Source organism: uncultured Flavobacterium sp. (assembly GCF_963975515.1).
GTDB lineage: Bacteria > Bacteroidota > Bacteroidia > Flavobacteriales > Flavobacteriaceae > Flavobacterium.
Genome location: NZ_CAXBGY010000020.1, coordinates 1 through 11,156, shown reverse-complemented (window position 1 = coordinate 11,156; position 11,156 = coordinate 1). Strand labels below are relative to the sequence as shown.

The 11,156-nt window shown below is 31.9% G+C and carries 9 protein-coding genes; 8 read left to right on the top strand and 1 reads right to left on the bottom strand.

Annotation, left to right across the window (positions count from 1 at the left end):
- The first annotated feature begins 184 nt into the window (after positions 1 to 184).
- The 7 genes from AAC008_RS14735 (at position 185) to AAC008_RS14705 (ending at position 6,057) form a co-directional block, all read left to right on the top strand.
- Complete coding sequence (locus AAC008_RS14735) at positions 185 to 1,405, top strand: cysteine desulfurase (RefSeq protein ID WP_339890265.1); 1,221 nt, start codon at positions 185 to 187, stop codon at positions 1,403 to 1,405.
- A 13-nt stretch (positions 1,406 to 1,418) separates the two neighbouring features.
- On the top strand, positions 1,419 to 1,841 hold the full coding sequence (locus AAC008_RS14730) for a hypothetical protein (RefSeq protein WP_339890263.1): 423 nt from the start codon (positions 1,419 to 1,421) through the stop codon (positions 1,839 to 1,841).
- Positions 1,842 to 1,847: 6 nt separating this feature from the next.
- Positions 1,848 to 2,273 (top strand): SufE family protein, encoded by a 426-nt coding sequence (locus AAC008_RS14725; protein ID WP_339890261.1) that lies wholly within the window; start codon positions 1,848 to 1,850, stop codon positions 2,271 to 2,273.
- 46 nt (positions 2,274 to 2,319) lie between these two features.
- A complete protein-coding gene (locus tag AAC008_RS14720) occupies positions 2,320 to 2,643 on the top strand; it encodes an SUF system Fe-S cluster assembly protein (protein ID WP_339890259.1) in 324 nt (107 codons plus the stop codon).
- 79 nt (positions 2,644 to 2,722) lie between these two features.
- The gene (locus AAC008_RS14715) at positions 2,723 to 4,558 is read left to right on the top strand and encodes an ABC transporter ATP-binding protein (protein ID WP_339890257.1); all 1,836 of its coding nucleotides are present in this window, start codon (positions 2,723 to 2,725) and stop codon (positions 4,556 to 4,558) included.
- A 6-nt stretch (positions 4,559 to 4,564) separates the two neighbouring features.
- Positions 4,565 to 5,074, top strand: coding sequence for a DUF2480 family protein (locus AAC008_RS14710; protein WP_339890255.1), 510 nt, complete (start codon positions 4,565 to 4,567; stop codon positions 5,072 to 5,074).
- A 95-nt stretch (positions 5,075 to 5,169) separates the two neighbouring features.
- Positions 5,170 to 6,057 (top strand): DUF3078 domain-containing protein, encoded by an 888-nt coding sequence (locus tag AAC008_RS14705; protein ID WP_339890252.1) that lies wholly within the window; start codon positions 5,170 to 5,172, stop codon positions 6,055 to 6,057.
- Positions 6,058 to 6,111: 54 nt separating this feature from the next.
- Here the strand turns inward: AAC008_RS14705 and hflX are convergent, their stop codons facing one another.
- Complete coding sequence (hflX, locus tag AAC008_RS14700) at positions 6,112 to 7,341, bottom strand: GTPase HflX (protein WP_339890250.1); 1,230 nt, start codon at positions 7,339 to 7,341, stop codon at positions 6,112 to 6,114.
- 117 nt (positions 7,342 to 7,458) lie between these two features.
- Between hflX and AAC008_RS14695 the strand changes: the two genes are divergently transcribed.
- Positions 7,459 to 11,156 (top strand): choice-of-anchor J domain-containing protein (locus tag AAC008_RS14695; protein ID WP_339890249.1); only part of this gene is annotated, 3,698 nt, incomplete at its 3' end.

Here is an 11,156-nt window from a genome sequence, read left to right as displayed (position 1 = left end):
TCATTAAAACGATAATAGACTTTAAATAAAATCAATAAAAATAAGGCTTTCTCAATTGAGAAAGCCTTATTGTTTAATTAACATTTAGCATGAACAAATGTTAACCTTAAGGATGTATTTTTAACCTTTATTTATTCTAATTTTAAATAATGATGTTGTAAATTTGCATTCAAACTATTTTGAAATGTTAGACATCAAAAAAATCCGTTCTCAATTTCCAATTCTTTCACAACAAGTGAATGGAAAACCATTAGTTTATTTCGATAACGGAGCCACTTCACAAAAACCTCAAATAGTAATCGACTCTATCGTTGATTATTATTCAAGATATAACGCTAATATTCATCGTGGGGTTCATACTTTGAGTCAATTAGCAACAGATGCTTATGAACAGGCAAGATTAAAGATTCAAAAGCATTTTAATGCCAAAGAATCTTATGAAATAATTTTTACTTCAGGAACAACCGAAAGCATTAATTTAGTGGCAAATGGCTTTGAGTCAATTCTTAAAAAAGGAGATGAAATTATTGTATCTGCATTAGAGCATCATAGTAATATTGTGCCTTGGCAAATGCTTTGTGAAAAAACAGGAACAATTCTTAAAGTAATCCCAATGAACCTTCAAGGGGAATTAATCATGGAAGAATATGATAAATTACTTTCAACCAAAACAAAATTGGTTTTTTGTAATCATATTTCAAATGCTTTGGGAACTTTAAACCCAATTGAAGAAATCATTGAAAAAGCGCATAAAGTTGGAGCAGCAGTTTTAATAGATGGAGCACAAGCTTGTCCACATTTAAAACCAGATGTTCAAGCTTTAAATGTTGATTTTTATGTGACATCTGCTCATAAAATGTGTGGACCAACAGGTGTTGGGATGTTATATGGAAAAGAAGAATGGTTAAGAAAATTGCCTCCCTACAAAGGTGGTGGAGAAATGATTGCAACAGTTACTTTCGAAAAAACAACTTACGCAGATTTACCTCATAAATTTGAAGCAGGAACACCAAATATTTCTGGTGGAATAGCTTTTGGAACTGCAATTGATTACATGAATTCAATAGGATTTGATGACATCGCAGCTTATGAGCATGAATTATTAGTCTATGGAACGGAAAAATTAAAAGAAATTGAAGGTGTAACTATTTATGGCCCAAACGATTTGTCTAAAAAAGCATCTGTGATCTCTTTTAACATTGAAGGAATTCATCCTTATGACATTGGCACGATTATAGATAAATTAGGAATAGCAGTACGAACCGGACACCATTGTGCTCAGCCAATAATGGATTTCTATAAAATTCCAGGTACAATTAGAGCAAGTTTTGCTTTTTACAATACCAAAGAAGAAATCGATATCTTTGTAGAAGCTGTTAAGAAAGCTAAAATGATGTTGTCTTAAAAAACTAGAAATTATGAAACTATTACTTACAATTTTTTTGAGTGTTTTCCTTGTGGAAGGATGTTCTGAATATAAAGATTTAGAAAAAGTTAAAATGGTATATGATGCCAACAGTAGAGGATATCATAAAACAATTACTATAGAGAATAAAACTTTTTTTGTGACTAATGCAAGAAATGAAGAACCTCATGAAGTTAAACTAACCGATTCAGAATGGAAATCAATAGCTGATTTATTTAAAAAAGTAGATTTAACTACTTATAATAAATTGGAAGGACCAACTCAAGAACGTTATTATGATGGAAAACCTCCAGCAAACTTAACAATTACTAAAGATGAAGTAGTTTATGCAACTTTGGGCTTTGACCATACAATTCCACCAACTCAAATTAAAAATTTGGTTGATACAATTTTAAAATTATCAGAAAAGAAATAATTCAGCATGCAAATTAAAGAAATACAAGACGAAATAGTAGATGAATTCTCCATGTTTGAAGATTGGATGCAACGTTATGAATACATCATTGAACTCGGAAAATCATTACCAATAATAGAAGAAAAATATAAGACCGAAGATAATATTATCAAAGGTTGTCAGTCTAAAGTATGGGTACATGGTGAAGAGAATGGAGAAAACATAGTTTTTACTGCTGATAGTGATGCTATTTTAACTAAAGGAATTATTGCAATTCTAATTAGGGTTTTTTCCAATCAAAAACCTGAAGCTATTTTAGATGCAAACACAGATTTTATTGATGAAATTGGTTTAAAAGAACATTTGTCACCAACAAGAGCAAATGGATTAGTTTCGATGATTAAACAAATAAAAATGTACGCATTAGCTTTTAATGCAAAGCAATCAAATTAACAATTAAGTATTTAAATAAAAAGATACTGAAAAAATTCAGCATAAAATGGAAGAATATACAGACACTGTAAACCTAGGAGAAGACGTAGTAAAAACACTAAAATCAATTTACGATCCAGAAATTCCAGTAGATATTTACGAATTAGGTTTAATCTATGATGTAATGATTAACGAAGATAACGATGTTAAAATTTTAATGACACTAACTTCACCAAATTGTCCAGTAGCAGAAACTTTGCCTCTAGAAGTAGAAGAAAAAGTAAAATCTATTGATGTAGTAAAATCTTGTGAAGTAGAAATTACTTTTGATCCACCTTGGAGTAAAGATTTAATGAGCGAAGAAGCTAAATTAGAACTAGGAATGCTTTAAAAATCAGTTGACAGTGTTCAATAATTAGTTGGCGGTTTTGCTACTGAACACTATTTACTGAACACTGAACACTAAAAAAATGGCTCGTTTTCAACCAAAATCATTAAAAGACACTAAGAAAATCGGATTAAAAGATTCTTTTAATTCACTTACTTATATACCTCGTTTTTTCAAAGAAATTTGGCAAACAAATAAAAAGCTGTTCTTAATTTCTGCGCTATGTAGGTTAATTGCAGCTTTATTACCAGTCGTAATTCTTTGGGTTGGAAAAATCATCATTGATGAAATTATTCGCATCACAACACAAGGTGAAAAGGATTTTTCTGAACTTTGGAAATACGTATTATTAGAGTTTATTCTAGTAGTACTTTCCGATTTAATGAGTAGAGCTATTTCATTGACTGACGGAGTTTTAGGTGATAAATATAACATCAATACTTCAGTTAAAATTATTGAAAAAACGAATGAAGTTGATATTAGCCTTCTAGAAAATTCTGAATTTTACGACAAACTAGAAAGAGCTAGAACCCAAACTTCAGGAAGAGTTGACTTAATGTCAAATGTTCTTGGTCAAGCACAAACCACAATTTCAATCATAACTTTAGTGGCTGGTTTAATTTACTTTGAACCTTATCTGATTATTCTATTAGTTTTAAGTATTATTCCTTCTTTTGTAAATGAAGTTCGTTTCAGTCAACAACAATATTCATTGGCTAGAAGTTGGACAGCAGAAAGACGTGAATTAGATTACTTAAGATACATTGGTGCAAATGATAAAACAGCCAAAGAAATCAAACTTTTTGGCTTAACCAATTTCGTAGTAAATCGCTTTAGAAACTTAGCAACTAAATATTTTAACCTGAATAAATCGTTGGTTATTAAACGATCAGGTTATGGGTTTTTGTTCAATTTACTGGGTTCAATAAGTTATTATGCAGCTTATGTTTTTATTATTTATCGCGTTTTATCAGGCGTTATTACTTTAGGTGAATTGACTTTCCTTTCGGGAAGTTTTAACCGTTTGATGAAAAGTTTACAAGATTTTTTCTCTAAATTTACTCGTATTTCTGAAAGTTCATTGTACTTAAAGGACTATTTCGATTTCATAGATATTTCGGTTCAACCAAAAACAGCAGAAGATATTCCATTGCCAAAAGTGATTGAAAAAGGATTTGAATTCAAAAATGTTTTCTTTGCTTATCCAGAATCGGAAAATCAAATTTTAAAAGATGTGAGTTTTTCAATAAAAGCAGGTGAAAAAATTGCTTTTGTTGGACAAAATGGAGCAGGAAAAACAACGTTAACTAAATTGTTACTTCGTTTTTATGAACCAACTTCAGGAGAAATCTTATTAGACGGAATTAATATAAATCGATATAATAAAAGTGAATACCAAGCTTATTTTGGTGTTTTATTTCAGGATTTTTTCAGATATGAATTCACAGTAAAAGAAAACATAGCGATTGGTAAAATTGACGAAATCGAAAACCAAGACCGAATTGAAAAAGCTGCAGAATTAAGTCTTGCAGATGAAGTTGTTTCAGAATTAACCAATGGATATGAGCAACAATTAGGAAAACGATTCGTAAAAGGTCAAGAACTTTCTGGTGGTCAATGGCAAAAAATAGCTTTAGCAAGAGCTTACATGAAAAATGCCGAAGTCATGATTTTGGATGAACCAACATCAGCTTTAGATGCCAAAGCAGAAAGTGAAGTTTTTGAACGTTTCATTCATTTGATTAAGAATAAAACAAGTGTTATTATATCACACAGATTTAGTACAGTTCGTCAAGCAGATAGAATTATAGTTTTACAAGAAGGATCAATTTTAGAATCAGGCACACACGAAGAATTAATGGCAAATAATAAACTATATGCTCAATTATTCACACTTCAAGCAGAAGGTTATCAATAAGAAATTATGGAAAAAGAAATAATAAATAAAGTAGCAAATAGTGTTTTGGAAGTTTTTGATTTAGAAGATTATTTTCCAAAGCAACCCATTCATTCCATTGATGTTTCGCAATGGTTAGTTGAAGGTTTTATTCTTAAAGAAAAAGAGTTTAGAGAATCTTTAAAAAATCATGATTGGTTGTACTATAAAGATAGTTTAGTTTCTATTTATTGTGCTACTGATGCTATTTTACCTGCTTGGACATTTGCTCTTGTTTCGGTTTATCTTCAACCTTACGCGTCTAAAGTTGTTTCTGGAAATAAAAATGATTTACTTTTAAACCTATATCAAGAAAAATTAAACCAAATTGATTTTTCTATTTATGACAAAAAACCGGTTATTTTAAAAGGTTGTTCAAATAAGCCTGTTCCTCAAGAAGCTTATGTTTTAGCTATTCAGAAAATAATGCCTTATGCTAAAAGCGTAATGTTTGGTGAGGCTTGTTCTGCAGTTCCTTTGTTTAAATCTAATAAATAGTGTTTTTTATCGAATAAAACTGCACTTCTACAAGTAAAATTGGCTTAAAGCTTGACAAGTATTATCTTTGCATTTCAAATTTAAACGAAATAAAAATGAAAAAAATACTACTAAGTTTATTATTAGTTTCTTCAATTGGAATCGCTCAAGATACTGAGAAAGAAAATCTAAAAAGAACAGAGGAAGCAGCTGCAAAAGTTGGAGAAGAAAAACCAGATGGTTGGTTAAAAGCCGGAACTTTTTCACTTATCGGAAATCAATCAACTTTCAATAACTGGCTAGCTGGTGGACAAAGTAGTCTTTCAGGTAATCTTTTAGTTAATTACGATTTCAATTATAAAAAAGGAGATTGGTCTTGGGATAATAAATTGATGGCAGGTTATGGTCTTACAAAACTAAAAGATGCTGACATGCAAAAATCAGATGACAGATTACAATTTAATTCATTGTTAGGTAAAAAAGCTTCTGGACTTTGGTATTATTCAGCTTTCTTTAACTTTAAAACTCAAATGGATACAGGTTTAGATCCTGATACTCAAACTACAAAAATTTCACACTTCTTTTCTCCTGCTTATTTTCAATTTGGACCAGGTATGATGTGGAAAAAAAGCGATAATTTAAAATTCAATATTGCTCCAGCAACTTCAAAATTAATCATTGTTCATGATGAGTTTACTCAATTAGGTTCATCTTTTGGTGTTGAACAAGGAGATACTTCTAGATATGAGTTTGGTGCTGCTTTAAGTGGTTACTACAAATTCAAATTAATGGATAACGTTTCTTTTGAAAATATCGTAAACTTATATTCAAACTACTTAGAAGACCCACAAAATGTTGATTTAGATTACCAATTAAATATTGTTATGACTATCAATAAATATTTATCTACAAACTTTACATTCCAAACTATTTATGATGACAATGCCTTTAGAGGTTTTCAAACACGTCAAAATATTGGTTTAGGTGTTAACTACGGTTTCTAATATGTCAGAATAATTTATAAAAAAAGTCCCAAGTTTTAAATTTGGGACTTTTTTTTATTCTTCATCTTTCTCGATGGCTTCACTATATTCAGGATATAAAAACTTATTGTAAGGAAATCTTGTAATGTGTATTTCTCTTACTGCTTCATATACTTTTTCTCTAAATTCTTCAAAATTTGTTTTATCAGTTGCTGAAATAAATAAAGCATTTTCTGTTCCAACGTTATTCATCCAAGTTTTTTTCCACTCTTCTAAAGAATAATGTTTAGGTTCTCTTTCTGTTATCAAATCATCTTCAGCTAAATAAACTGGTTTATAAGCATCAATTTTATTGAAAACCATAATTATTTGTTTGTCATCACTTTTAATATCTTTTAAAATCTGATTTACAGATTCAATATGATGTTCAAATTCTGGATGTGAAATATCTACAACATGAAGCAATAAATCAGCTTCACGAACTTCATCTAGAGTACTTTTAAAAGAATCAATTAATTGTGTAGGAAGTTTTCTAATAAACCCAACTGTATCAGACAATAAAAAAGGTAGATTTTTAATTACTGTCTTTCTCACTGTTGTATCAAGCGTAGCAAATAATTTATTTTCTACAAAAACATCACTTTTTCCAACAGCATTCATTAATGTTGATTTTCCAACATTTGTATAACCCACTAATGCAACTCTAACCATTGCACCACGATTACCTCTTTGTGTTGCCATTTGTTTGTCGATAGCTTTAATTTTATCTTTTAATAAAGCAATTCTATCTCTTACAATACGTCTATCAGTTTCAATCTCGGTTTCTCCAGGTCCACGCATTCCAATTCCACCACGTTGTCTTTCTAAGTGAGTCCACATTCCAGAAAGTCTAGGTAATAAATATATGCATTGAGCAAGTTCTACTTGAGTTCTGGCATAAGAGGTTTGTGCACGTTGTGCAAAGATATCTAAAATCAGATTAGTTCTGTCTAACACTTTGATATCAAATATTTTAGTTATATTTTTTTGTTGGGAAGGTGTTAATTCATCATCAAAAATAACGGTTGAAATATCATGTTCTTTAATATATGTAGCAATTTCTTCAAGCTTTCCTGTACCAACAAAAGTCTTAGGATTTGGCTTGTCCATTTTCTGTGAAAATCGTTTAATTACCTCACCACCAGCAGTAAATGTTAAAAACTCAAGTTCATCAAGATATTCTTTTAACTTTTCTTCGTCTTGATTCTGTGTGACAATTCCAACTATTACTGTTTTTTCAAAATTTATTATCTCTTTTTCAATCATATTCTCTAGGAAGTTGAATTATTTTTCAACAAATTTAACATAAAATGTTAATAAAAGCCTTTTAGTTTTCAAAATAATAATTACTTTTGGAGATAAATCAAACCAAACAAACAATAAATGATGAAAAAAATTACGCTATTAATTGTAATACTGTTCTTTTCTCTTCTTGGCTTTTCTCAGCCAGCCTTGACAGAAGATTTTGAAGGAACATCATTACCGGCCGCAGGAAACTGGGCTTTAACCTCAGGGAACTGGAAAGTTTTTGATAATGGAATAGGAACCGCTCAGTCTTGGGGAGTGATTCCAGCTCCAAACTCTTGTAATGGACGTTCTGCTTATCTAAGTAGAGAAAATGTTACAGATGGAACTTTCGCAGAAGACTGGTTGGTAACACCTCAAGTAACAATACCAACTAATGGTCAATTACATTTTTCTACAAAACAAACACTAGCAGCAAATTTTGGAAGTATCTATACTATTCGAGTATCTACTACTTCACAGACAAATGCGGCTTCATTTACAACTATTCAGACGTGGAATGAAACAGAATTAAATGTTGTTTATGATATTTGTGAAGAAAAAGTAGTTCAATTTCCAGCTTCTTATGTTGGGCAACCAGTATACGTAGCCTTTGTAATGACAAATGACAATGGTGACCGTTGGATTGTTGATGATGTAAGTGTCGTGGAGCAATGTTTAGATCCTACAGTTCAAACAGTAACTAACCCAACATTAACGGGTGCAACTTTAGGTTGGGACAATCCAAGTGGTGCTTCTCAATGGGAAGTTGAAATTGTAGCTACAGGAGCCACTCCAACAGGAACAGGAACATTAGTTACTTCTAATCCATATACAGTAACAACATTAACACAAGGAACATGTTATGATTTTTATGTTAAAGCAAAATGTACTTCTGGATCAAATAGTCAATGGATAGGCCCCTTTAATTTCTGTACAGCTTCATTAGGTGAAACTTGTGGAGCACCAATTTCTATACCTAGTTTACCATATACCACTACCGATAATACTTCAGGATTTGGAGATGATTATAGTGGAAGTCCAGGTTCATCTGGTTGTGGAACAACAGGGACTTATTTAAACGGAGATGATGTATTTTATCAATTTACAGCAACATCTACAAACTCTATTACAATTACTTCTCAAACGACTTCTACTTGGTCTGGATTATTCGTTTATAATGACTGTGCCAACGTTGGATTAAGTTGTGTGGCAGGAAGTACTTCAGGAAATGGATCAACAACACCAGATTCAATAACTTTTACACCAACAGTAGGTCAGACCTATTATGTAGTTATATCTACATGGTCATTACCACAGAGTGTTCCTTATACATTAACAATTGTGGAGAATTCATGTGTTAACATGACATCAACTTTTGCTATGGTTTCAAATTGTTCTAGTGGAACAGATACTTTCTTTGTAACAGCTAATGTTTCAAATATGGGTTCTGCAACTTCAATTTCTGGAACAACAACACCTGCATCAACAACACAGACAATAACAACGGCTGGAACAATACAATTTGGTCCTTTTCCAAATAATACAGCAGTTACGATAAACCTTCAAAATGATCAAGATTTAAATTGTTTTAAAAATAGCACGACTTTAACACAAACGTTTTGTCCTGCTCCGAACAATTTATGTGCAAGTGCAATACCTCTTACATGTAACACACCTGTTAGTGGAACTACGCAAGGTTCAACAAGTGTTGGAGCGCCAACTGCTTTTTGTGGAACGGCATCAAATACTTCACCTGGAGTTTGGTATACTTTTGCAGGTAACGGAGATGTTGTAACTTTTTCATTATGTGGATCTCCTTTTGATACAAAAATTCAAGTACTGACAGGAAGTTGTGGTACATTTACTTGTGTCGCAGGAAATGATAATTCATGTGGATTACAATCTGAAGTTCAAATAACAACAACATCAGGAACATTGTATTATATTTATGTTTTTGGAGTTAATAATACAACATCAGGAACATTTACACTGAATACCACTTGTGTTACACCACCACCACCACCAGCTAACGATAATTGTGATACTGCTGCAACAGTGCAGGTAAATACAGATGGTTCATGTACTCAACTTACAGCAGGAACGGTTGCTGGAGCTACACCATCATCTCAAGCAAATACTTGTGTTGGTACTGCAGATGATGATGTTTGGTTTTCTTTTACGGCAACTCAAGCTACTCACATTATAACAATTCAAGATATAGTTGGAAGTACATTAGATTTAAACCATGCGGTTTATACTTCAACGAACACAACTAATCCTTGCGGGAATTTAACACAGATAATATGTAGTAATCCTGATTTAAGTGTAGCTAATACATTTATACCAGGACAAGTATATTTCATAAGAGTTTATACTGCAACGGCAGCTTTATTACAAACAACAATGTTTAATGTTTGTGTAAGTGTGCCACCACCACCACCATCTAATGATAGTTGTGCTACACCAACTTTGGCGCCAGTAAATACTTCTCTTATTTGTACAAATACAGTACCTGGAACTATATCTAGTGCTACAGCTTCTCCAGAACCAAATGCATGTACAGGCTCTGCTGACGATGATGTTTGGTTTCAGTTTACAGCTTTAGCAAGTATTCATAATATTAATTTAAATAATATTCAAGGAACAACAACTGATCTAGCTTTTGCAGTTTATTCTGGGGCATCTTGTAGTGCTTTAACACAAATAAATTGTCAAGTAAATAATAATGGACTTGTTGGAGGCTTAACAGCTGGTGATGTATATTACATTAGAGTTTATTCGCAACCAGCAACTCCAAATTTATTAGCAAATTTTGATTTATGTATTACAACTCCTACTCAGTGCGACAGCGCTCAAACAACTTGTGGAGATGGTTCAGTAATTAATAATCAAATAGGATTACCTAGTTATGGAAATATTGGTTGTTTATTTACAACACCTAACCCTTTCTGGTTTACAATAGAAATTGAAACTTCAGGACCTATTACATTTACTTTAAATCAAACATCTGCAGGTAACTCTGATGTAGATTTTATATTATGGGGACCATTTACTACTGCGCAAATTAATAGCACGGCATGTAACAATCTTTATGACTATCCAGACGGAAACACAACAATTCCTAATAATATAATAGATTGTAGTTACTCTGCAGCTTCTACAGAATTTATAGACATCCCTAATGCTATTGTAGGACAACATTATTTATTGTTAGTTACAAATTATGGAAACTCTATAGGAACATTTAATCTAAACCAAACTTCTGGTTCAGGAGCGGCTGCATGTTGTAGCGTAGATTTAGGTCCAGATGTAACACTTTGTAATCAAGCAACTCACACTATAACAGCAACGTTTATAAGTGAAGACTCAATTAAATGGTTTAAAGACAATGTTTTAATTCCAGGACAAACAACAGAAACTCTAACAGTAACTGAAAGTGGAACTTACAAGTGTGAGATAACCTGTGGACAGTTAACAAAAGACGATGAAGTTGTAGTAACTTTCAATACGGCTGTTGCTGATCAAAAGACCGATGTTTCAGCCTGTGATAGTTATACTTTACCAAATGATTTAAGTGTTAATAATTCTTATTACACAGCAACAGGAGGACCAACGGGAACAGGTGTAATGTTGAATGGAAGTGATGTTATTACTTCTACACAAACGGTTTACATTTATTCAGAATCTGGTACTACACCAAATTGTACAGATGAATCTAGTTTTGATGTTACTGTAACTTCAGCCCCAGTTTTAGCTCCTGTATCAGGTGTTGTTGCTTGTGATTCATATTTATT